Here is a 22,520-nt window from a genome sequence, read left to right as displayed (position 1 = left end):
CCACGATCTATCCCCGCGACTGGACCAGCCCCTCGGCAAGTCCCGCCGACTGCCTCGCCCGCACGCGCGGGATCACCTCGTGTGCAAACCGACGCATCTCGGCCTCGAACGGCTGGAATTGCAGCATGAAGAGTTCGATACCGGCTGCATGGAACGCCTCGATGCGCGCCGCAACCTCGTCATAGCTCCCGACCAGTCCCGCTGCGGTGCCGCCATTGCTGCCGACGCGCGGCGTCTTCTGCATGGTCTGCATCATCACGACCTTGGGGTCGGTATTCTGCTTCTGGATCGCCTTCATCGGCGCGTCCTTTGCGGCCAGGCTAAGCAGCCGCGCGTGGGCGGCCTGCGCCTGCTCCCGGGTTTCGCGGGCGACGACAAAGGCAGAAAGGCCGAAACGCAATGGCGGCGTTGCACCGCGCGGACGCGCCGCGACATCGGCGATCAGGCCGGCCACATCTTCCAGAGGCTGACCGTTGATGAACCAGACGTCGCCGTGGCCGGCAACCAGATCGCGCGCCGGCTCGGATTCACCGCCGACATAGATGGCCGGGCGCTTGCGGTACAGGCTGGTCGGGCGCAGCGCGTAATCGGTGACGTTGAAATGCTCCCCGCTGAAGTTGAGACGCTCACCCTCCATCAGGCGGGTGACGACAGATATCCACTCCCTGCCGTAAGCATAACGGGCATCGTGCTCCGGAAAACCGATCCCCGCCTTCTCCAGTTCCGGGCGGTTCCAGGCATTGACGAGATTGAGCGCAAACCGGCCACGGCTGATGTTCTCGATCCCGAGCGCGAGCTTTGCCAGCACAACGGGGTGATAGAGATACGGCTTGATCGCAGCGATGATCTCGATGCGCTTCGTCAGCGCCGCAATCGCCGCCGCCGCACTCCAGGCCTCGAGTTGATCGAGGTCTTCCTGATGCGGATTGATGGTGTGTTGCGCGATCAACGTTGAATCATAACCGAGCTCTTCAGCCGCGAGCACGAGATCCCGATTGCGTTCCCAGGACGCATCATAAGGCTCTTCCGGATCCTGATGCGCGGCCCGCGGGCCATGCACCAGCGCCCAGATCCCGAAGCGAAGAGGTGAGCTCGCCATCGTACTCTCCCGTGACTTTCCCGGCTCATGTTAGCAATCGTTACTCGTTCTCGCCAATGGCCGGCGCGAGATCAAGCATATCCGCCATCAAAAGATGTTCTTTGTCGCAGACCTGCGCCGTGACGACAGCAGATCACTCCGGAGCGGACGACAATTGAAATAGCGCTCTATTTCTGCCGGCGTGATTTCGTGGGACATTTTGCGCTGAACGAGGTCTCAAATCTTGAGCAATATCGAACTGAGCCAAATCGAACGCACGGTGATCGGTGCGGATGGCGGCCTGCCGTCGCAAAGCAGCGACACATCGCTCGCATCGGCAAGCAGGCTTGGCGCTCGCGGCCTTCTGCTTCTGTCCTGGCTTGCACCCGTGTTGCTGGTCATCGTCTGGGAAGCGCTTGCGCAAGCGGGATGGCTCTCGCCGCAGGTGCTGCCCGCACCCAGCAAGGTCATCCGCACCGCGTTCAAGCTGGTGACCACCGGAACCTTGCTGAACGATCTCGGTGTGAGCTTGCTGCGCGCCGCGGCGGGCTTCGCGCTGGGTGCGGCGGTCGGCGCCGCATTCGGAATTCTGGTCGGCTTCTCGCGGATTGCGGAGGCTACGATCGATCGCAGCGTGCAGATGATCAGGGCCATCCCCTTCCTCGCCTCGCTGCCTTTGGTCATTGTCTGGCTCGGCGTCGGTGAAGCGGAGAAGATCTTCCTTGTGGCGCTTGGCGTCACGTTTCCGATCTACATCAACACCGTGCTTGGCATCCGGCAGGTCGACCCCAAGCTGCTCGAGCTCGGCCGGGTCCAGGGCCTGAGCTCGATCCAACTGATCAGCCGCATCATCCTTCCCGGCGCGTTGCCGTCGATCCTGACCGGGGTTCGCTATGCTCTGGCCACGGCATGGCTTGCACTGGTCGTGGCCGAAACCATCGGCGCGCAGTCGGGTATCGGCTTTCTCGCGATGGACGCACGCGAATTTCTGCGCACCGACGTGATCATCCTGACCATCGTGATCTATGCGCTGATCGGCATCGCGGCCGACGCCATCGCCCGATTGCTCGAAAGGCGCCTGCTCGCCTGGCATCCGAATTACGGAGCGGCGCGATGAACGTTCATGTCGCTCCGCGTTACGCAGCGCCTTCCGAGTCAGGACCGGCCGTCATTGTCAGCAATCTCGTCCGCCGCTACGGCAGCCGCGTCGTCATCGAGAAGCTGAACCTGCGCATCGAGCGCGGCGAGTTCGTCGCCCTGCTGGGCGAGAGCGGTTGCGGCAAGACCACGCTGTTGCGGGCCCTTGCCGGCCTCGATCCCGTCCAGGGCGGACGCATCGTGGCGCCCCGCCGGCCGGCAGTGGTGTTTCAGGAACATCGGCTGCTGCCCTGGGACAACCTCTGGCGCAACGTCGCGCTCGGCTTGCAGGCCCAAGACGCGCGCGAACGCGCCGCCGAAGCGCTCACCGAGGTCGGCCTCGGTGACAGGCTCGACGACTGGCCGCGCAACCTCTCCGGCGGACAGGCGCAGCGCGTGGCGCTCGCTCGGGCGCTGGTGCAGCAGCCCGAGCTCCTGCTGCTCGACGAGCCGTTTGCCGCACTCGATGCGCTGACCCGAATTCGCATGCATGAGCTCGTCCGCGAACTGGTCACCAATCATCAGCCAGGCGTCCTGCTGGTCACCCACGACGTCGACGAGGCGATCGCCCTCGCCGACCGCATCCTGGTGATGCGTGATGGCGCAATCGCCTTTGAGCATCGCGCGGCGCGCGACGGTTCGGCATCCATCTCGCGCGCGGAGCTGCTCGGCGAGCTTGGCGTGATCTCTCATTCTCCCAACTAGGTTCTCCGGAAGGCCAACATGTCCGATTCCTCCATCGCCAAACCCTCCCGGCGCAGCTTCCTCGGCTCCGCAGCCTTCGGCATTGGCGCGCTCGCCGGCATGAACATCTCTGAGCTCGCGCAGGCCGCGCCCGGCCGCACCACGGACACGGTCCGCCTGACCTGGGGTCTGGGCGGCCTCAACCTGATCGCCAGGGAGCGCGGCGAGTTCGAGAAGCAGCTCGCCAGGGACGGGATCAAGGTCGAATGGCTTGGGCCCTTCCCGAACCACGCGCCGACCTTGCAGGCTGTCACCGGCGGCAGCGCCGACTTCAGCTTCGGTGGCAGCACCACGCCTGCGCTGGCCGCCATCATTGCCGGTTCACCGCTGGTGTTCACGCAGTTCGTGGTCTACGAGCCCCGCACCACGGCAATCATCGCCAAGGACGGCTCCGGCATCGACAGGATCGAGGATCTCGTCGGCAAGTCGGTCGCGGTCAATCGCTCGGGCCTCGGCGAATTCCTGCTGGTTGCAGCACTCGAGAAGCACAAGGTCGACCGCTCCGCGGTGAAATTCGTCTATCTCAATCCGCCGGATGCCGCGCCGGCACTTGCCGCCGGCAAGGTCGACGCCTGGTCGATGTGGAGCCCCGGCGTCGACATCGCCCGACTCGAATACAAGGCGCACGACATCTTCCTGGAAGGCCGCGACCTCGAATTCCAGATCGACTACACGTCCTACCTGACCACCCGCAAATTCGCGACCGACAACCCTGCACTGGTCCGCGCGGTGACCGACGCGTTCCGCGCCGAAGGCAAGTGGGTCTCGGAGAACAGCAAGGACGCCGAGTACATCGCGCAGAAAGCCGGGAAATACAGCGACGAGGTTCGCGACCGGTTCATCGCAATGAAGCGGCAGTATCGCTACTTCGCGGTCAACGACGAGCAATTCATAGGCGAGCTGCAAAAGGCCGCCGACTGGCTCGTCGCCCGCAAGGTTCTGCCCGAACCGGTCAAGGTGACCGATCACCTCGCCCAGCTCTAAGTCCGTTCCAACAGGCCGAGGCAATGAACAAGACCGTATCCACGCCCTCTCTGACGCCGTCCGAACCGCTCAAGACCGGCTCATCGGAACTGGAGGCCTTGCTCAACCACATCGCCGAAGGCGCAAGCGATCGCGAGCGCGACCGCGTGCTGCCGTTCGACGTGATCGATCTCATTCGCCACGCCCGTCTCGGCGCGCTGCGGCTCCCGGTAGGCGCCGGCGGCGCCGGCAGCACGATCCGTGATCTCATCGCATTCGTCATCCGGCTCGGCGAGGCCGACGCCAATGTGGCGCATATCCTGCGCAACCATTTCAGCGTGGTCGAGCGGCTGGTACGCACTCCCAAGGATGAACAGAGCCGGCAATGGCAGAAGGCGGTCGCCGAGGGAGCCATCATCGGGCTTGCAACGACCGAGCTCGAAAGCCCCCTCGTCGGCAATGTGACGCCGGGTACGACGTTCACACCCGATGGGAACGACGATTATTTGCTGAACGGCACCAAATATTACAGCACCGGGACATTGTACTCGGATTATGTCCTGGTCCGCGCTGCCGATCCGTCCGGCGCGACCGGCACCACGATCGTGCCGATCAAGCGCGACGGGATCGAGCTGGTCGACGACTGGGACGGGCTCGGGCAGCGTCTTACGGCCACCGGCACGACCCATTTCCGCAACGTCAGCGTCAAGCGCGAGGAAGTGGTGTTCGATGCGCCTGATACCGGCTACGGCGTGCCCTACTCCAATACGTTCGCCCAGCTGTTCCTGACGGCGGTCGTTGCGGGCATTGCGCGCGCGACGCTGCGAGATGCGACAACGCTGGTGCGCTCGCGCAAGCGCACGTTCTATTACGCGCCGACTGAAATCCCGACCGAAGACCCGCTTCTCCAGCAGACGGTCGGCCAGATCGCCAGCGGCGCTTTTGCGGCCGAGACGGTCGTGCTCGCGGCGGCCGAAGCGCTGGACGTCGCGACCGACGCCTTCGACACCGGTGCCTCCAACGCGGCAGAGGCAGCTCACGCGGCGGCCCTGCTCTCGGCCAAGGCAAAAATCATCGCGGACGATTTCGCCATCCGCGGCGGCAGCCTGCTGTTCGATGTCGGCGGCGCGTCGGCCACCAAGAAGGTCACCAACTTCGATCGACACTGGCGCAACGCACGGACGCTGTCGTCGCACAATCCGACGACCTACAAGGCGCGTTCGATCGGTGAACACGAGATCAACGGCACGCCGTTGCCGGCGAAGGGCTTCTTCTAGGGAAGCCGATGCCGGCATGCGACGGTCCGACGCAAGGAGAGACTGACATGGGAAGGTCGGACATCCATCTCGTCACCGACGGCAACGAGATCGAACATCAGTTCCGCGCGGTGATGCGCCGCCTCGCTGGCGGCGTCAGTATCATCACGGCCGGGCATGACGAGGACATCAACGGCATGACCGTCACGTCCCTGACATCGCTGAGCGCGAGTCCGCCGCGCGTGCTGGTCAGCGTCAACCGGCAGGCGTCATCCTTCGCGCTGATCGAGCGCTTCGGCGTATTCGGCGTCAACATCCTGGGCTCCGACCAGCAGGAGCTGGCGAGCCGGTTCAGCAACGGTCGTCTCAAGGGCCCGCAACGTTTCGAAGGCGTTCCGTGGTCTGCGGGGACGTCGGGCGTGCCGCTGCTTGGCAACTCGCTGGCGACCGTCGAATGCCGGGTCGAAGAGATCATCGAGCGCTACTCGCACGGGATCATCGTTGGAAGTCTCTTGAGCTTCGAGCTGTCATCCCAGCTGTCCGGACTGGTCTACTGGAACGGGCAATACATCGAGATCAATCACGATGTCGACCTCGATCTGCTTGCCGAGATCAGTATTCCCCTGGCCCATGTCAGGTGACATTATCATCCGACACCACCCCGATGGGACTGAGGCGGTATGAAGCACGAAATCCCCCACGAACCATCCGACGACGAGGCGCGCGCCCCCGATAGCCCGACGCAGCGGCGGTGGCAGCTCGAACGGGTCGTCGCCGCGCTCCGCGTCTCCCGGGAGGAGACCCACAGCATCCGCCGGGATGGCGAGGCCCGCCGCGCCCCCTCGCGCGAGGCGCTTCAGGCGATCCTGGACGGCCTGACCGAAGCGCTGTTCCCGCGTCACTATGGCCAGTTCGATCTCGACGGCGAGAATATCGACTACTTCGTCGGCAACCGTCTCAGCATCGCGCTCGACGGACTTTGCGACCAGATTCACCGTGCTGCGCTCTTCATCGGCGACGAGCTCACGCCCGGATTCCGGCGCGACGACACGGTCGAGCTGACGCGCAAATTCGCTTCCCAGCTACCCGACGTGCGCGGGCTGATCATCAGCGATCTCCGCGCCGCCTTCGTCGGCGATCCCGCGGCGAGAAACTTTCCGGAGATCCTGATCGGCTATCCCGGGATGACCGCGATCATCCACCACCGCCTGGCCCACATCCTCCATCAGCTCGGCGCGCGGCTGATTGCGCGGTTGGTGGCGGAGATCGCGCACACCCGGACCGGGATCGACATTCATCCCGGCGCCAGCATCGGCTCCGGCTTCTTCATCGACCACGGCACCGGTGTCGTCATCGGGGAGACCGCCATCATCGGCGACAATGTGCGCATCTATCAGGCGGTCACGCTGGGCGCCCGTCACTTTCCAACCGACGACGAGGGCCATCTGATCAAGGGCGACGCGCGGCATCCGATCGTCGAAGACGACGTCGTGATCTATGCCGGCGCGACGATCCTTGGCCGCATCGTCATTGGCCGCGGCTCAACGATCGGCGGCAATGTCTAGGTGACCAGGGATGTGCCGGCCAACAGCGTGGTGACACAGGCCACGGCCGGAACACGATCGGCCTAGACGCCCGCCAGCTCTCAACACCCTAACGCGGCATCATCTCCGTCTCGCGGCATTGCCGCTAGATTCATGCTCGCTTCGCATTCAACAACGCAAATCCATTTCATCGACATTGCTCTCGCTGACGCCATAGAGTTCGGTCCAATCGTGCCGCATTGACGGCCTGCATCCGGACATCCGAACCATGAGCAACCAACGGCAGCTTGTCCTCAATCTCTTCATCTACCCCGGCGGTCACCACGAAGCCGCGTGGCGCTACAAGGGATCGGCGTCGGATCGCATTCTCGACATCACCTATTACCAGGAGCTGGCGCAGCGCGCCGAGGCGAGCAAGTTCGACGCCATCTTCTTTGCAGACGGACCGGCACTGGCCGATAACGTCCGCTACGCCCAGCGCTTTCGCTTCGAGCCGATCACGTGGTTGGCGGCGATCGCGGCCGTCACCAGCCGCATCGGCCTGATCGCGACGGCATCGACGACCTATACCGAGCCGTACAATCTGGCACGGCTGTTCGCGTCACTCGACCATCTGAGCCGCGGCCGGGCCGGCTGGAACATCGTCACCACCAGCGCGCCACAGGCGGCGCAGAACTTTGGCCTGCCCGAGCATCCCCCGCACCACGAGCGCTACGAGCGTGCCCGCGAATATCTCGACGTGATCTCGCGGCTCTGGGACAGCTGGGAGGATGACGCGCTCGTCAACGACCCCGCCTCGGGCATCTTCGCCGACACCAGCAAGATCCACACGCTCGACCATGTCGGCAAGCATTTTCGCGTGCGCGGTCCGCTGAACATCTCTCGCACCCCCCAGGGCCGGCCGGTCTATGTGCAGGCTGGCGCCTCCGACGACGGCCGCGCCTTCGCCGCCCGTTACGCAGAGGCGATTTTCACGGCTCACCAAACGCTGGAGTCGGCCAGAGCCTTTTATGCGGACATCAAGCGCCAAGCCCGCACCTTCGACCGCGGCCCCGATGAGATCAAGATCCTGCCCGGCATCAGCCCCTTTATCGGCAGCACGCAGGCCGAGGCGGATCGCCTTCAGGACGAGTTCAACGAGCTGATCCAGCCCGAATATTCCCTGACCCAGTTGCGCCAGATGATCGGCGTCGATCTCACCGGATATGATCTCGACGGTCCCGTCCCCCGGCATCTGATCGACACCGCGAGCGCGCGCGGCGTCGCCAGCCGCTTCAAGCTCGTGGTCGACATCGTCGACCGCGAAAAGCCGACGATCCGCCAGCTGGTGCAGCGCCTCGCCGGTGCGCGCGGCCACTGGGTCATCGCCGGAACGCCGGAAAAGATCGCAGACAATATCCAGACCTGGTTCGAAGGCGGCGCGGCCGACGGTTTCAACGTGATGCCGCCCTGGCTGCCCGGCGGCATCGATGCCTTCACCGAGCACGTCGTCCCGATCCTGCGCAAGCGCGGCCTGTTCCGCGAGGAATACACCGGCACGACCTTGCGCGAGCATTACGGCCTCGTACGGCCGGCGAGCGTCTACTCCAACGCGATCAAGGCGATCGCCTGAGACCGCACCCGCACTCACCTTCAAACTCGAGATCAGTCAACAGACATGAAGACAGCGTTGTTTCTCCTCTCCGGCCTTTTGGCTCTCTCCCCCTTCGCCGCCGTAGACTCTCTGGCCCAGCAGCCCGCGAAACCCGAGCTGAGGGTCGGCTTCGTGCCGGGGCCGTATATCGATGAGTTCAAGATCGGGGTTGAGCCCGAGCTGAAGAAGAAGGGCTACAAGATCCGCTATGTCGAATTCTCGACCGGCCTTGAAGCCAACAACGCCGTGTTCAAATCCGAGATCGATGCCAATGTAATGCAGCACACGATCTTCCTCGATTCCTACAACGAGCGGCAGAAGACCGATCTCGTCGGCATCGTTCACGTCCCGACACCACCGATGGGTCTCTATTCGAAGAAGCACCCGCTGGGTTCGCCGATCAAGCCGGGTTCCAGCGTCGCGGTGCCGAACGATCCCGTCAATCTGCAGCGCGCGCTGTGGGTGCTGCGCGACCTCGGCCTGATCGAGATCCGCGATAGCAAGCCGGTCGAGGTCTCCGAGCTCGATGTCATCAAGAATCCCGGCGGCATCAAAATCGTTCCGCTCGAGGCCGCGCAGGCGCCGCGCGCGCTCGACGATGTGGATTATGCCGCCGTCCAGGGCAATTTCGCGATCTTCAGCGGATTGAAGCTGACCAACGCCTTTGCACTGGAGAAGATGACGACGCCCTACATCAACGTGCTTGCGGTGAAGAAGGCCAACGCCAATTCCGAATGGGCCCAGGACATCGTCGCCGGCTACAAATCGCCGACGTTCAAGGTCGCGATCCAGGCCGACCGGTTCTATGACGGGTTCACTTTGCCTGATTACATGAAGTGAGCGGAACGCATGTTCGAATTCACGCTTGAATGGGCCAACCGCCGTTTCGTTGCGGAGCTAGTACCGTGCCGATCGTTGTGCTGACGACAGCGAGCGGCGCGATATGCCCTCAACCAAGGGCCTGGCTTGCCAGCGCGTAGGTTACGGGCATCTCTTCAGAACGCTCGTTGGGATCGCGGAAGTGTCCTCCCAACGACATCGTCGTAACGGTGTCGAAGACAGCCAGGCCCGACCGAGCGACGAAGGAGGAGAATTCCCCGTCAGCAAGGTGCGTATCAAGCCTCAGAAACTCTCCATCATGGGCAGTCACATGCGGCGCCACCACAGCAATCGCGTCTCTGTCGTTCGAAGCCACCACAGGACCGATGACATGCCCTCGCCCAAACGGACGGCAGAGCGCAAAGGCCTCGAGGCGGCCACGCCGGTAGAGGCCAAAGCCAACGGATTGCTGCAGGAGAGCTGCGAGCAGCTCGAGGCGACATGCACCAAATCCTTGCGCATCAAGTTCAGCGACACCCGCAAGATCGGCTTGATCCAGACGACGCAGTTCGGCTCCTTCGGGAGGGCGCGGCATCTCATCGGGTCGCCGCGCCTCGGCTTGACGCTGGAAAACCGTTCTCTCAAGGCGGAAGCCGAGCGACAGATAGAGCTTGCGCGCTGCACGCGTGGCATTGAGGCGCAGATTGCGTCCCTTGCATTCGGACAGAACGCGCTTCATCAGCCACTGCGCGGTGCCGAGGGCCTGAAGACGCGGAGAGGTGATGACCATGGCAACGGTGGCGAAGTCTGAGCCATGGGGAAACCACATGGCCGATCCGAGTACCCGTCCGATTTCGTCGTGAGCCACGATGCCGTGGCCAACCTCACGCAGAAACTGCCAGTCCTCGGCGCGATGCGGCCAGCCGACGCCAATTGACAGCGCATGGAGCCAGTCAAGCTCGACCGTATCGATATCGGCCGCATGTGCCTCAAAAGTATCGACTGTAAACGAACTGGAGATGCGCTTTTCCATGGCTCCCTCTCGATGAGCCCAATATCGATCGAATGATCTCACTCCGGGCGCACTCGAGCGGCCCAGGCGAGATCAGCATAAGCCATACGCCGCCGCAGAATGCATTTCAAAATGACCGCGGCGCGAAACAATCCACCAAATCGCAATCGCATTCGGCATGGAAACGAGCCCTCGTCCGCTTATGTTCCCTCCATCCGGCGAGTTCGCCATCTTCTGCCCCTGCAAAATCGACCAATGGCTTTTCTGTTCAATTCCGACGCCGAACGTGGAGCCGTTTTTCGCAACGCCTTCGCTCGCGAGCTCCCCGACCTGCCCTTCGCAATCGATTCCGCCACGATCGATCCCGATCAGGTTCGCTACGTGATCAGCTGGACGGTGCCCCATGGGCTCGAACGCTATCGCAATCTCGAACTGCTGTTTTCAGTTGGGGCCGGCATCGACCAATTTCCGCTAACATCGATACCATCCGAGGTGAAGGTGGTCCGGATGGTGGAAGACGGCATCATCCGGATGATGCAGGAATATGTCACACTCGCGGTGCTGGCGCTCCACCGCAACCTCCCGGCCTATCTCGATTTGCAGCGGCAACGCCAGTGGCGGCCTCTGCCGCAGAAGCAGGCTACCGACCGGCGGGTTGGGCTGCTCGGACTTGGCGTGCTCGGCCGCGCCGTGCTGGAGAGTCTGAAGCCCTTCGGCTTTCCTTTGAGCGGCTGGAGCCGATCAGCCAAGACGATAGAGGGCGTTGCGACATATTGCGGCCACGCTGGCCTCAGCCAAATGCTCGGCGAGACCGACATCCTCGTCTGCCTGCTTCCTCTCACGGCAGACACCCACGGGATCTTGGATCGCAGTGTGTTTGCGCGGCTGCCGAAAGGCGCGGCGCTGATTCATGCGGGACGCGGCGCGCAGCTCGATCACCTCGCGCTGCTGGCCGCTCTGGACGACGGTCAGCTCGCCGGCGCCGTCATCGACGTCACTGAGCCGGAGCCGCTGCCCTCCGATCATGCGTTCTGGACTCATCCGAAGGTGCTGCTCACCCCGCATGTGGCAAGTGCGACTCAGGCCGAGACCGCTGCGCGCGCGGTCATCGACAACATCAAGCGATACAAGGCGGGCCTCGATCTGATCGGGCTCGTGGATCGAACTCGTGGTTACTGAAAGGAGCCCAATTTGCTACTGAAATCGATTGATCCCAACCCGGCCTTCGCTCCAAAGGAGTCCGGTCCAACGCCAGAGCGGCTCATTGCCGGCACACCGCACTACAAGACCTGGGCACAAGACGCGGCCAAGGGCGAACTCGTCCATACCGGCGTATGGGAAGCGACGCCCGGCGAAACGCGTTCCATCAAGGGCGAGACCTTCGAGTTCTGTCACATCATCTCCGGCACCATCGAGATCACCCCGGACGGCGGCGATCCCGTGACCTTCACAGCCGGCGACAGCTTCGTCATGAAGCCCGGATTTACGGGCGTGTGGAAGACCATCGAGACCGTCCGCAAGATCTACGTCACGGTGGCGTGATGCCTTTCGGCTGATCCCAGGAGAAGGATGAGACATGCGGCAACTCAACGACAAGAACCTCTTCCGCCAGCAGGGTTTGATCGGCGGCCATTGGGTCGGGGCGCTCTCGGGCAAGACGATCGACGTGATCGAGCCGGCGACGCAGACTGCTCTTGGTAGCGTACCAGACATGGGGCGAGATGAGACTCGCGCCGCCGTTGCCGCTGCGGCCGAGGCGTACCCCGCCTGGCGCGCCAAGACGAGCGCCGAGCGTGCCGCGCTTCTGGAAGCCTGGCATGGGCTCATGATCACGCATCTCGATGACCTGGCGCGCATTCTGACGCTCGAACAGGGCAAGCCATTGGAAGAGTCCAGGGGCGAGATCCGCTACGGTGCCTCCTTCGTCAAATGGTTTGCGGAGGAAGCCCGGCGGATCGGCGGCACGACAATCCCGTCACCAACGCCCGACCGGCGCATCGTTGTTCTCAAGGAACCGGTTGGCGTATGCGCAATCATCACGCCCTGGAATTTTCCGAACGCGATGATCACGCGCAAGGTGGCCCCCGCGCTCGCGGCGGGATGCACAGTCGTGATCAAGCCATCGGACTTCACGCCCTATTCGGCGCTGGCTCTCGGGGTATTGGCCGAGCGCGCCGGAATTCCCGCCGGCGTCATCAACATCGTCACCGGCCTGCCGAGCGAGATCGGCGCGGAGATCATGGCCAACGAAAAGGTGCGCAAGATCTCGTTCACAGGCTCGACCCGCGTCGGCTCACTGCTGATGCGCGGTGCCGCGGACAGCATCAAGCGCGTGAGCCTCGAGCTCGGCGGAAATGCACCCTTCATCGTTTTTGACGATGCCGATCTCGAACTCGTGGTCGAGGGCGCAATCATGTCGAAGTTCCGCAATGGCGGACAGACCTGCGTTTGCGCCAATCGGATCCTTGTGCAGGCCGGCGTTTACGACGCCTTCGCGGACAAGCTCGTCGCCCGCGTCAAGGCCATGAAGGTGGGATCTGGCCTCGAGCCGGGCGTGGCTATCGGACCGATGATCAACGAGGCGGCGATCAGCAAGATCAACCGCCATGTCGCCGATGCGCTGTCCAAGGGCGCCCGTATCGCCGCTCAACCCGCGACCTTGCCCAAGGGTCCGCAATTTGCCGCGCCGATCGTCCTGACCGAGGCCACCACCGACATGGTGCTGGCGCATGAAGAAACATTTGGTCCCGTCGCGCCTCTCTTCCGCTTCGAGACCGACGAGGAGGCGATTGCCATCGCAAACGCTACACCCTACGGTCTTGCCGCCTATTTCTACACCCGAGACCTCAAGCGGTCCTGGCACGTTGCGGAAGCGCTGGAAGCAGGCATGGTCGGCCTCAACACCGGTATGGTGTCGACGGAGGTGGCCCCGTTCGGCGGTGTCAAGCAATCCGGCCTGGGGCGCGAGGGCGCGCAGGTCGGGATCGAGGAATACCTCGAGATGAAGACCTTCCACATCGGTGGATTGGGCTAAGCGGCCACGGAGCGGAGAAGGCGCACATCCGCGCCCTCCCCGCTATCCCGGCAAACGCTCAAGACAGATCGGCCCTCTGCGAGCGCGCGCATTTGTCCCCGTCAGGCTACTGAATGCGATCAAGCATCTTGTAGTACATTCCCACCAGCGGCAGGAACCACGGCTTGCCAAAGTGGCCGGGCACCGCAGGCCAGTCGAGGTCCTTCATCGGATTCCGGTCTTCGCGTCCAAGCATCGCATCGGCGATGATCATGCCGAGATGGGTCGACAGCTGCGCGCCATGGCCAGCATAACCCATCGCATACCACAGCCCGTCCTGATAGCCCGCGCGCGGGAAGCGGTCGCCGGTCATGTCGACGAGGCCACCCCAGCAATAGTCGATCTCTATGCCGGCGAGTTGCGGAAAGATTCGCGTGAGACCGTCAACGAGAATGGCGCCGCTCTTTGCGTCGGAGCGCTGGTCCGATGTCGCCGAGAAGCGCGCCCGTCCGCCGAATATCAGACGATTGTCGGATGCCAGGCGAAAATAATTGCCGACATTCATCGACGTGACGCAGGTGCGATTGCCGGGCATGACGGCCGCGATTTCGGCCGCGTCCAGCGGCCGGGTCGCTATGATGAAGCTGCCGACGGCGACGAGGCGTCGCCGGAAGTAACCGAAATTGGGCGTGGTATAGGCGCCCGTCGCAAGCAGCACCTGATCGGCGGTGACGCTGCCGCGAGGCGTCGTCAGGCGATGCCGCGATCCTTCGCGCGCCTGCGCCGTGACCGGTGCCTGCTCGAAGACGATCGCGCCGCGGCGCTTGGCGGCCTCGGCCAGTCCGACGCCATAGCGACCCATATGCATCATCGCGCTCTTCTTCGAGAGCATTCCGCCAAAGAAGGGCGAGCCGATCTCCGCGCCGAGATCCCGGGCGGACAGCAATGCTGTGTCCGGATCAACCTCGCGATGGACCACTTCGAAATTGCGCGCGATGGCATCGAAATGCTTCGGCTTGGAGGCGAGCTTCAGCTTGCCGGCGCGGCGAAAATCGCACGCGATGCCCTCCTCCGCGATCAACGCTTCGAGCGTGTCGATCGAGGCGTCGAGCGCGCGGTAAAGCGCGATGGCTCGCTCCTTGCCCAATTCAGTCTTGGCAGCGAGATAGCTGTGGGCCAGACCATTGTTGAGATGCCCGCCGTTCCGGCCCGATGCGCCGCCGATCACCCGGTCCGCTTCGAGAACGACAACCTTCGTACCCGCCTTCGCGAACTGGCGCGCAGCTCCCAGACCCGTGAAGCCACCGCCGATCACCGCAACGTCGTAGTGCCCCTCGACGGGACCTTCGGCGCCGCCGGAGAAGCGTGGTGCGGTATCGTGCCAGTAGGAGACGTATTTCACGACAGATCCCGCCGGCTCAGAGCCCGAACACACCTGGCAGACCGCCGATGTCCTTGATCTCGACATAGCCATAATAGGGGTTGGCGGGCTCGTGCCCCCGATTGACCCACAGCTTGTTCTTGATGCCGAGGTCGTGAGCCGTCATCAGGTCATAGCGGAAGGACGAGGAGCAGTGCACCACGTCCTCAGGCCCGCAGCCCAGCGTATCGAACATGAACTCGAAGCCCTTCATGCGAGGCTTGTAGGATTGTGCCTGTTCGGCCGTGAACGCGGCGTGAAACGGCGCTCCTAGCTTCGCCACGTTGGACGGCAGTTGCGCATTCATGGCGTTGGAGAGGATGACGAGCGGAATCTCCTTGGCGACCTTGGCAAGGCCGGCGGGAACGTCGGGATGCGGCCCCCAGCTCGGCACCCGGTCGTAGACTATCCGTGCATGCTCGGCCTTGAAAGCAACGTCATTGCGCTTGCAGGCGCGCTCCAGCGCGTTGTGGATCACGTCGGCATAGGGTTTCCAGTCGCCGAGAATCTCGTCGAGCCGATACGCCGCGAAATCCCGCACGAGCGCAGCCATCTGCGGTTCAGGGAGATGCGCGCAATAGAGATCCTGCGCCGCTTCCGCCATCTGGAAATTCGTCAGCGTGCCGTAGCAGTCGAAGGTCACGTATTTCGGGCGAAACTGGCTCATCATTCCTGTCCTGGTGCGCTCGCACGATGTCAGGACCGCAACAATAGAGCGCCAGCGCGGCATAAGATGCGGCTTTTTCGCCGGCTGCGGTGGAAGATGTCGTTCGTGCGGCGGCCTTCAGACGATCTGCGTATCGCCAAAATACGAGACTGGTGCCGGACAGGAAAACCGGTCGATGATCCCGAGCACCATATCGCTCAGCGCCTTCCGCCCCGAACATCTCGAAGGTGCGTTGCGCCTTTCGCGTCAAGCCGGCTGGCCGCACCGCCTCGAGGACTGGCAAATGGCACTCGATCTGAGCGCGGGATTCGTCGCAATGGCGGCGAATGCTTCAACCGTGCTCGGGACGGTTCTGATGACGCCCTACAAGAGGGATGTCGCAACCATCAACATGGTCATCGTCGATGAAGCCGCCCGCGGGCGCGGATTGGGCCGTCAGCTCATGAAGGCCGTCACCACGCTGGCGGGTTCGCGCGCGCTGAGGCTCATTGCAACGGGCGAGGGCCTGCCACTCTATCAAAAGCTCGGCTTTTGCCGGGCCGGAACCATCGTCCAGCATCAAGGACAGGTCCTGCATGTCGCCCCGCCCACTAAAGCCCGGCCGGCCGAGTCGCGCGATATCTTCGGGATCCTCGAGCTCGACAGAAGCGCGTACGGCGCAGACCGGAGAGATCTGCTTCGTACGCTCGCGAAGGTCGGCCAACTCGCTGTGCTCTGCAACGGCCAGGGGCTTACCGGATTTGCGGCGCTGCGCCGATTCGGCAGAGGCGAGGTGATCGGTCCCGTCGTGGCCACGAACGCGGACGATGGGAAGGCTCTGCTCGCCTATTTCATGGCCGAGCGGGAAGGACGCTTCGTTCGCGTGGATACTGCCGAGTCCTCTCAATTAGGGGCCTGGCTCGCAGACAGGGGACTCGTCCGGGTGGACGAGGGCATTGCCATGCAGCGCCCTGTCGTTGCGCGATCCAGCTGCGCGCCATTGACCACATTCGCCCTCGCCAGTCAGGCTTTCGGATAAGCTGAGACTTTGATGCTCAGCAATTCGCTCATCGAGTTTGATCGAGCACATCTCGTCCACCCGGTTGCATCGCTGGCCTATGCTGAAGTTTGCGCCGCGCTGCAATATTAATAGGCATGCACAAGGAGTCAGCTGCACGCAGGCTCGAAATACTAGAAAGCGAGGCATCTTCGCAATTTTGTGCCGCGGCCCACGGTTTTTTCGACCGAAGCCGCGGGACTATCCTGCGAGACTTCGATCGCGGGAAGGAATGCACTCCTGAGTGGAGACGCGGCATGGTCGTTTTGACGGGACCGCGCCGGCGTCCACCCCAATTGCGCGACAGAACAATCTGCCGCTCACCGCAGCATGAGCCGTAGCCTTCCAGCGACGAGGGATTAACATGAGCGACACGACGACGAACTGGTCTTGTTCAGACGATGCCATGGTCGAGAGCGCTATTCGTCGCGGGGCTTCGCGCCGCGACCTTCTGAAGTTGATGCTCGCCAATGGTGTGGCTCTGGCTGCCGCCAGCGCTGTCTTCGGCCGCGCGTCGGAAGCGGTGGCGGCGACGCCCGTGAAGGGCGGCGCCATGAAAGCGGCGGCCTGGTCCTCCTCGACCGCCGACACGCTCGACCCGGCCAAAGCCTCGCTCTCGACCGACTATGTGCGTTGCTGCTCCTTCTACAACCGCCTGACATTTCTCGACCAGACCGGCGTGCCCCAGATGGAGCTCGCCGAGTCGATCGAAAGCGGCGATGCCAAGACCTGGACGATCAAGCTGAAGAAGGGCGTCACCTTCCACAGCGGCAAGGACCTCAGCGCCGACGACGTCATCTTTTCGCTGAAGCGCCATCTGGACAAGGCGACCGGTTCGAAGGTCGCGGCGATCGCTTCCCAGATGACCGACTTCAAGGCCGTCGACAAGAACACCGTCGAGGTCACGCTGGCGAGCCCCAACTCTGATCTGCCGACGATCCTGTCGATGCATCACTTCATGATCGTGGCCGACGGCACCACCGATTTCTCCTCGGGTAACGGGACCGGCGCCTTCACGTGCAAGCAGTTCACCCCCGGCGAGCGCTCGGTCGGCATGCGGAATCCGAACTATTTCAAAGGCGGCCCGAACGTCGATTCATTCGAGTTCTTCGCCATCCCCGATGAAAACGCCCGGATCAATGCGCTGCTGTCCGGCGATATTCATCTCGCGGCCTCGATCAACCCGCGATCGGTGCGCCTCCTCGACGGCCAGAGCGGCTTCGTGCTGTCCACCAGCACGTCGGGGACCTACACCGACCTGAACATGCGCATGGACATGGCGCCCGGCAACAACCGCGATTTCGTAGAGGGCATGAAATACGTGGTCAACCGCGAACAGATCGTCAAATCGGCCCTGCGCGGCTTCGGTGTCGTTGGCAACGACCAGCCCGTATCGCCCGCCAACGTCTACCACAATGCGACTCTCAAGCCGAAATCGTTCGACCTGGACAAGGCCAAATTCCATTTCCAGAAGGCCGGCGTCCTCGGTCAGACCATCGAGATCATCACCTCCGAGGCGGCCGGTTCGGCGATCGACATGGCGATGATTGTCCAGGCAACCGCCGCCCAGATCGGTATGAAGCTCGACGTGAAGCGCGTGCCCTCCGATGGCTACTGGAGCAACTACTGGCTGAAAGCGCCGATCCATTTCGGCAATATCAACCCGCGTCCGACGCCCGACATCCTGTTCTCCCTGCTCTACAAGTCGGATGCGCCATGGAATGAGAGCCGGTTCAGCTCGGAACAATTCGACAAGATGCTGCTCGAAGCTCGCGGCTCGCTCGATCAGGCCAAGCGTCGCGAGATGTACAATGAGATGCAGGTCCTGGTATCGGAACAAGCCGGCACCATCATTCCGGCCTACATCTCCAACGTGGATGCCATCACTGCCAAGCTGAAGGGACTGGAGCCCAACCCGCTCGGCGGCATGATGGGCTACGCTTTCGCCGAGTACGTCTGGCTTACCGCCTGATCGGCGTCGGCGAGGTCACGGCTCCGGCCATGGGAACCGGGGCTGAAGCAAATGACGAGCGTGGTGCGGGAGCGCGAATGTGAGAAGACAGGTTTCGTCGCTTGTGGTGAGGCGGCTTCTCATCGCCTTGATTACCCTCGTGATCGTTTCCTTCGCCGTCTTCTCTGCGACCGCGCTCCTGCCCGGTGATACAGCTACGATCCTGCTCGGGCAATCCGCGACGCCGGAAGCCGTCGAGGGCCTGCGCAAGGCGATGCATCTCAACGATCCCGCGATCATTCGATTCCTGAGATGGATGGCCGGCCTCTTTCAGGGTGATTTCGGCACGTCCTATGCGAACAATGTGCCGGTCGCCACCCTGATACGCGGACGGTTTGTCAATACGCTGAAGCTCGCCGGATTGACCGCCGCGATTGCCGTGCCGCTCGCGCTGACACTTGGTATCACCTCTGCGATGTGGCGCGGCACGCTGTACGACCGCATCGTGACCATCGGGACCATCGGCATCATCTCGGTGCCGGAGTTCATGATTGCGACGCTCGCGGTGCTGCTCTTCGCAGTCTATCTCAAATGGCTGCCGGCCCTTTCCCTCACCAACGAGGTCAAGTCGTTCTATGATCTGATGCGAATCTACGCCATGCCGGTCGCAACACTCACGATCGGCGTTTCCGCGCAGATGATCCGCATGACGCGCGCCGCCGTGGTCGAGACGTTGAACACGCCCTATGTGGAGATGGCGCTCCTCAAGGGCGCCTCGCGGCCCCGGCTGGTGCTGAGACATGCATTGCCCAATGCGCTTGGCCCTATCGTCAATTCGATTGCGCTCTCCCTGTCCTATTTGCTCGGCGGCGTGATTATCGTGGAGACCATCTTCAACTATCCAGGCATCGCCAAGCTGATGGTCGATGCCGTTTCGACCCGCGACCTGCCGCTGATCCAAACATGCGCAATGATCTTCTGCCTGGGTTATCTGGCATTGATCACGGCGGCCGACATCATCGCAGTCCTGTCCAATCCGAGGCTCCGATGAAGCAACCGAGCTTGTTCGGCCGGCTCGGCATGCGATTGGGCTATCGCTTCAATCTCATAGGCCTGTCGGCGCTGGGCATACTCCTTCTCTGGGCCGGCATCGCCCTTTTCGCTCCGCGCATTATCCCGCATTCCGTCGGCGAGATCGTCGACACCGATTATTTCGGACCTGTCAGTCGAGACCTGTGGTTTGGCTCCGACTATCTCGGCCGCGACATCTTTTCGCGCGTCCTGATGGGCGCGCGCTACACGCTCGGCATCTCGCTCGCCGCCGTCTCGATCGCCTGTTTCAGCGGCGTCGCACTCGGCATGACGGCGGCAGTTGCCGGAGGATGGCTCGACACCGTCCTGAGCCGATTTCTCGATGCGCTCAACTCGATTCCCAGCAAGCTGTTCGGCCTCGTCGTGGTCGCCGCGGTCGGCTCGTCGATCCCTGCGCTGATTGCGACGCTCTCGGTCATCTACACCCCGGGCGCCTATCGCTTCGCCCGCGCGCTCGCCGTCAATGTCAACACGATGGACTTCGTGGTGGTCGCCCGCATTCGCGGCGAAGGCCTGCCCTATCTCATCGCCTCCGAGATCCTTCCCAACATACTCGGTCCCGTGCTTGCCGATCTCGGCTTGCGCTTCGTCTTCATCGTGCTGCTGCTCTCCGGCCTCTCCTTCCTCGGACTCGGCGTGCAACCACCCTATGCCGACTGGGGGGCGCTGGTTCGTGAAAACATCGGCGGCCTGCCCTTTGGCGCACCGGCAGTGATCTTCCCTTCGCTCGCCATCGCGAGTCTGACCATCAGCGTCAATCTTCTGATCGACAACCTGCCGAGCAGGATCCGCGACCGGAGCGCCGAATGACGGGAAACCTCGTCGAGATCCGCAATCTCAGGGTTGAGGCAACGACCGACGCCGGCAGACGGGTCGAGATCATCAAGGGTGTCAGCCTCGACATCGCCGAAGGCGAGATCCTCGCCCTTATCGGCGAAAGCGGCTCAGGCAAGACCACGATTGCCATGACGCTCATGGGCTACACAAGGCCAGGCTGCGCAATCACCGGCGGCGAGGTGCGCCTGGCCGGCGTTGACATGATGAAGCTTTCGGAAGCGGAACGCGCCGGCATTCGCGGCACGAGCGTCGCCTACGTGCCACAGAGCGCTGCGGCCGCCTTCAACCCCGCGCTCACCATCATGGATCAAGTTGTCGAGGTGGCGCGGATCCACCGGCTCATGTCGCCTGCCGAGGCGCAAGCAAAAGCGCTTTCACTGTTCAAGGCACTGTCGCTGCCGGACCCGGACACAATCGGCAACCGCTATCCGCACCAGGTCTCGGGCGGTCAGTTGCAGCGCCTTGCCGCCGCGATGGCTCTGATCGGCCAGCCGAAGGTCGTCATCTTCGACGAGCCCACCACGGCGCTCGACGTCACGACGCAGGTTGAGGTGCTGCGGGCCTTCAAGGCTGTCACGGCGCAGCACAACATTGCCGGCATCTACGTCTCACACGATCTGGCCGTGGTGGCCCAGATCGCCGACAGGATCGTCGTGCTCAAGGACGGCACTGTCCAGGAAATGGGGACGACCAATGATATCCTCGAAGAGGCCCAGCACCCCTATACAAGGCAGCTGCTGGCCGCGTTCAGGCCGAAGACTCAGCAGCGGGAGCCTGAAGACGAGGGCACGACGAAGCGCCCGCTACTTCAGGTCGACAATCTGACGGTCGGCTACGGACCCCGCTCGCGCGATGGACAGCCGCTGATCAATGCCGTCCAGGCGGTCAGCCTCAGGCTGGATCGGGGGCGAAATCTCGGCATCATCGGGGAGTCCGGTTGCGGCAAGTCAACGCTGGCCCGGGCGATTGCCGGGATCCTGCCCGCTCATGCCGGCGACATCATCTTCAACGGTCGCGAATTGGGGAAGGCCGGCCGCAATCGCACCCGCAACGAACTCCGCCAGATTCAAATCGTGTTCCAGCATGCCGACACCGCACTCAACCCGGCGAAGTCGGTGGAGGACATCCTGAGGCGTCCCCTCACCTTCTACCACAGCATGCGGGGCAAGGCGCGCGATGCGCGCGTCAGCGAGCTTCTCGATCTGGTCCGTCTCCCCAAATCCGTGCGCCATCGATTGCCAGGAGAACTTTCAGGCGGCCAAAAGCAGCGGGTGAATTTTGCGCGAGCACTTGCGGCCGAACCGACGCTGATCCTGTGCGACGAAATCACGTCGGCGCTCGACACGGTCGTGGCGGCTGCGGTGGTTGAACTGCTGAAGGAGTTGCAGCGCGAACTCGGCATTTCCTATGTCTTCATCAGCCACGACCTGTCGGTCGTCGAAGCGATCTGCGACGAGATCGTCGTGATGTATCGCGGCCAGAAGGTCGAGCAGATCGCGTCGACCGGACTGGCGACCCCGCAGCACCCTTATACGCGGCTGCTGTTCTCTTCGGTGCCCAAGCTCGATCCTGGCTGGCTCGACAATCTGGAACAGAATCCCGAAGAGGTACGCGCCTATAGTCATCAGTAGAAGCGGCTGGTGCCGCTGGCGATCAGGCCGAAAACAGGCTGGTCAGCGGCATCTGCGAGCGTACGATGGGCGACTTGAGGACGACGAAGCTGAAATACTTGTCGATGCCGATATCCATGTCCGTCAGGCGCTCCATGATCGTCTGGTACTCGCCGATGCTGGCGGTCACAAACTTCATCATGTAGTCGTAACCTCCCGAGACGAGATGGCATTCGATCAGCTGGTCGACCTTGTCGACCGCCGCCAGGAAACGAGCAAAGTCGATTTGTCTATGGTTCTTCAACGTTACTTCGGTGAACACGGTCAACGTCTGTCCCAGCTTGCGCACGTTGATCAGCGCCGCGTAGCCCTCGATGTAGCCCTCGGTCTGCAATCTCTTCACACGCATGAGACATGGACTGGGTGACAGATTGACCAGCTCGGCGAGCTCGACATTGGTGATGCGGCCGTTCTTCTGGAGCTCGTGGAGGATCTTGATGTCGATCCGATCCAGCTTCATTGGTGTCTCTCCGTTGAGCACGCGCCAAGAGGCACAGCAGAAAATTTGGCACAACGAGCCGAAAGCTCACTCACCCCGCATCCATCGTCTTATCGCTGACATCGTATCTTCCAGCCAGGACGCTGTTTTGTGGCACAGCGAGCATACAGCATAAAATGCTGGGCTACCATCGAATCCAGCGCCGCCCG

At 62.8% G+C, this 22,520-nt stretch carries 21 protein-coding genes; 16 read left to right on the top strand and 5 right to left on the bottom strand.

All coding sequences use genetic code 11. From position 1 onward, the window contains the following. Positions 1 to 7: 7 nt before the first annotated feature. Entirely contained in the window at positions 8 to 1,099 is a 1,092-nt protein-coding gene (locus tag UB31_RS29585; RefSeq protein ID WP_045013420.1) for an LLM class flavin-dependent oxidoreductase, read from the bottom strand. 280 nt (positions 1,100 to 1,379) lie between these two features. Between UB31_RS29585 and UB31_RS29580 the strand changes: the two genes are divergently transcribed. The 8 genes from UB31_RS29580 (at position 1,380) to UB31_RS29545 (ending at position 9,195) form a co-directional block, all read left to right on the top strand. Then, the gene (locus UB31_RS29580; RefSeq protein WP_045008857.1) at positions 1,380 to 2,195 is read left to right on the top strand and encodes an ABC transporter permease subunit; all 816 of its coding nucleotides are present in this window, start codon (positions 1,380 to 1,382) and stop codon (positions 2,193 to 2,195) included. Further along, positions 2,192 to 2,920 carry an ABC transporter ATP-binding protein gene (locus tag UB31_RS29575; protein WP_045008595.1) on the top strand — a complete coding sequence of 243 codons (729 nt, stop codon included), beginning with the start codon at positions 2,192 to 2,194 and terminating at the stop codon, positions 2,918 to 2,920. Before UB31_RS29580 ends, UB31_RS29575 begins: the two co-directional genes overlap by 4 nt. Positions 2,921 to 2,938: 18 nt before the next feature. Next, positions 2,939 to 3,943, top strand: coding sequence for an NrtA/SsuA/CpmA family ABC transporter substrate-binding protein (locus UB31_RS29570; protein WP_045008596.1), 1,005 nt, complete (start codon positions 2,939 to 2,941; stop codon positions 3,941 to 3,943). 23 nt (positions 3,944 to 3,966) lie between these two features. Next, positions 3,967 to 5,199: an acyl-CoA dehydrogenase family protein gene (locus tag UB31_RS29565; protein WP_045013419.1), complete on the top strand. Its 1,233-nt coding sequence runs from the start codon at positions 3,967 to 3,969 to the stop codon at positions 5,197 to 5,199. Between the two features lie 47 nt (positions 5,200 to 5,246). Beyond that, positions 5,247 to 5,819: a flavin reductase family protein gene (locus UB31_RS29560; protein WP_045008598.1), complete on the top strand. Its 573-nt coding sequence runs from the start codon at positions 5,247 to 5,249 to the stop codon at positions 5,817 to 5,819. Between the two features lie 39 nt (positions 5,820 to 5,858). Then, complete coding sequence (locus UB31_RS29555) at positions 5,859 to 6,743, top strand: serine O-acetyltransferase (protein WP_045013418.1); 885 nt, start codon at positions 5,859 to 5,861, stop codon at positions 6,741 to 6,743. A 247-nt stretch (positions 6,744 to 6,990) separates the two neighbouring features. After that, positions 6,991 to 8,334: an LLM class flavin-dependent oxidoreductase gene (locus UB31_RS29550; RefSeq protein ID WP_045013417.1), complete on the top strand. Its 1,344-nt coding sequence runs from the start codon at positions 6,991 to 6,993 to the stop codon at positions 8,332 to 8,334. A 45-nt stretch (positions 8,335 to 8,379) separates the two neighbouring features. After that, the gene (locus UB31_RS29545; protein ID WP_045008601.1) at positions 8,380 to 9,195 is read left to right on the top strand and encodes a MetQ/NlpA family ABC transporter substrate-binding protein; all 816 of its coding nucleotides are present in this window, start codon (positions 8,380 to 8,382) and stop codon (positions 9,193 to 9,195) included. A gap of 109 nt (positions 9,196 to 9,304) precedes the next feature. Here UB31_RS29545 and UB31_RS29540 read toward each other — a convergent pair whose 3' ends face one another. Then, the gene (locus UB31_RS29540) at positions 9,305 to 10,207 is read right to left on the bottom strand and encodes a GNAT family N-acetyltransferase (protein ID WP_045008602.1); all 903 of its coding nucleotides are present in this window, start codon (positions 10,205 to 10,207) and stop codon (positions 9,305 to 9,307) included. Between the two features lie 234 nt (positions 10,208 to 10,441). On the opposite strand from UB31_RS29540, the gene UB31_RS29535 reads away from it, so the two are divergent. The 3 genes from UB31_RS29535 to UB31_RS29525 are packed head-to-tail and all read left to right on the top strand — an operon-like array spanning position 10,442 to position 13,220. Beyond that, positions 10,442 to 11,365, top strand: a complete 924-nt coding sequence (locus UB31_RS29535) for a 2-hydroxyacid dehydrogenase (RefSeq protein ID WP_045008603.1) — start codon at positions 10,442 to 10,444, stop codon at positions 11,363 to 11,365. Positions 11,366 to 11,377: 12 nt separating this feature from the next. After that, entirely contained in the window at positions 11,378 to 11,728 is a 351-nt protein-coding gene (locus UB31_RS29530) for a cupin domain-containing protein (RefSeq protein WP_045008604.1), read from the top strand. 34 nt (positions 11,729 to 11,762) lie between these two features. Further along, positions 11,763 to 13,220: an NAD-dependent succinate-semialdehyde dehydrogenase gene (locus UB31_RS29525; protein WP_045008605.1), complete on the top strand. Its 1,458-nt coding sequence runs from the start codon at positions 11,763 to 11,765 to the stop codon at positions 13,218 to 13,220. 106 nt (positions 13,221 to 13,326) lie between these two features. On the opposite strand, the gene UB31_RS29520 is transcribed toward UB31_RS29525, so the two are convergent. Further along, positions 13,327 to 14,601, bottom strand: a complete 1,275-nt coding sequence (locus UB31_RS29520; RefSeq protein ID WP_045008606.1) for an NAD(P)/FAD-dependent oxidoreductase — start codon at positions 14,599 to 14,601, stop codon at positions 13,327 to 13,329. A gap of 16 nt (positions 14,602 to 14,617) precedes the next feature. Further along, a complete protein-coding gene (locus tag UB31_RS29515; RefSeq protein ID WP_045013416.1) occupies positions 14,618 to 15,286 on the bottom strand; it encodes a haloacid dehalogenase type II in 669 nt (222 codons plus the stop codon). Positions 15,287 to 15,461: 175 nt separating this feature from the next. Between UB31_RS29515 and UB31_RS29510 the strand changes: the two genes are divergently transcribed. The 5 genes from UB31_RS29510 (at position 15,462) to UB31_RS29490 (ending at position 21,833) form a co-directional block, all read left to right on the top strand. Further along, positions 15,462 to 16,304: a GNAT family N-acetyltransferase gene (locus UB31_RS29510; RefSeq protein ID WP_045008607.1), complete on the top strand. Its 843-nt coding sequence runs from the start codon at positions 15,462 to 15,464 to the stop codon at positions 16,302 to 16,304. 382 nt (positions 16,305 to 16,686) lie between these two features. Then, positions 16,687 to 18,294 carry an ABC transporter substrate-binding protein gene (locus UB31_RS29505; protein ID WP_045008608.1) on the top strand — a complete coding sequence of 536 codons (1,608 nt, stop codon included), beginning with the start codon at positions 16,687 to 16,689 and terminating at the stop codon, positions 18,292 to 18,294. Positions 18,295 to 18,373: 79 nt separating this feature from the next. Beyond that, positions 18,374 to 19,324, top strand: a complete 951-nt coding sequence (locus UB31_RS29500) for an ABC transporter permease (protein ID WP_045008609.1) — start codon at positions 18,374 to 18,376, stop codon at positions 19,322 to 19,324. Next, positions 19,321 to 20,175: an ABC transporter permease gene (locus UB31_RS29495; RefSeq protein WP_045008610.1), complete on the top strand. Its 855-nt coding sequence runs from the start codon at positions 19,321 to 19,323 to the stop codon at positions 20,173 to 20,175. Before UB31_RS29500 ends, UB31_RS29495 begins: the two co-directional genes overlap by 4 nt. Beyond that, the gene (locus UB31_RS29490; RefSeq protein ID WP_045008611.1) at positions 20,172 to 21,833 is read left to right on the top strand and encodes an ABC transporter ATP-binding protein; all 1,662 of its coding nucleotides are present in this window, start codon (positions 20,172 to 20,174) and stop codon (positions 21,831 to 21,833) included. Before UB31_RS29495 ends, UB31_RS29490 begins: the two co-directional genes overlap by 4 nt. Before the next feature lie 22 nt (positions 21,834 to 21,855). On the opposite strand, the gene UB31_RS29485 is transcribed toward UB31_RS29490, so the two are convergent. Further along, a complete protein-coding gene (locus tag UB31_RS29485) occupies positions 21,856 to 22,332 on the bottom strand; it encodes an Lrp/AsnC family transcriptional regulator (protein ID WP_045008859.1) in 477 nt (158 codons plus the stop codon). Positions 22,333 to 22,520 lie beyond the last annotated feature (188 nt).

It is taken from the genome of Bradyrhizobium sp. LTSP849 (assembly GCF_000938255.1).
Taxonomy (GTDB): domain Bacteria; phylum Pseudomonadota; class Alphaproteobacteria; order Rhizobiales; family Xanthobacteraceae; genus Bradyrhizobium.
The sequence above is the reverse complement of the archived record's forward strand: the minus strand, read 5'-3'. Positions and strand labels throughout refer to the sequence as shown.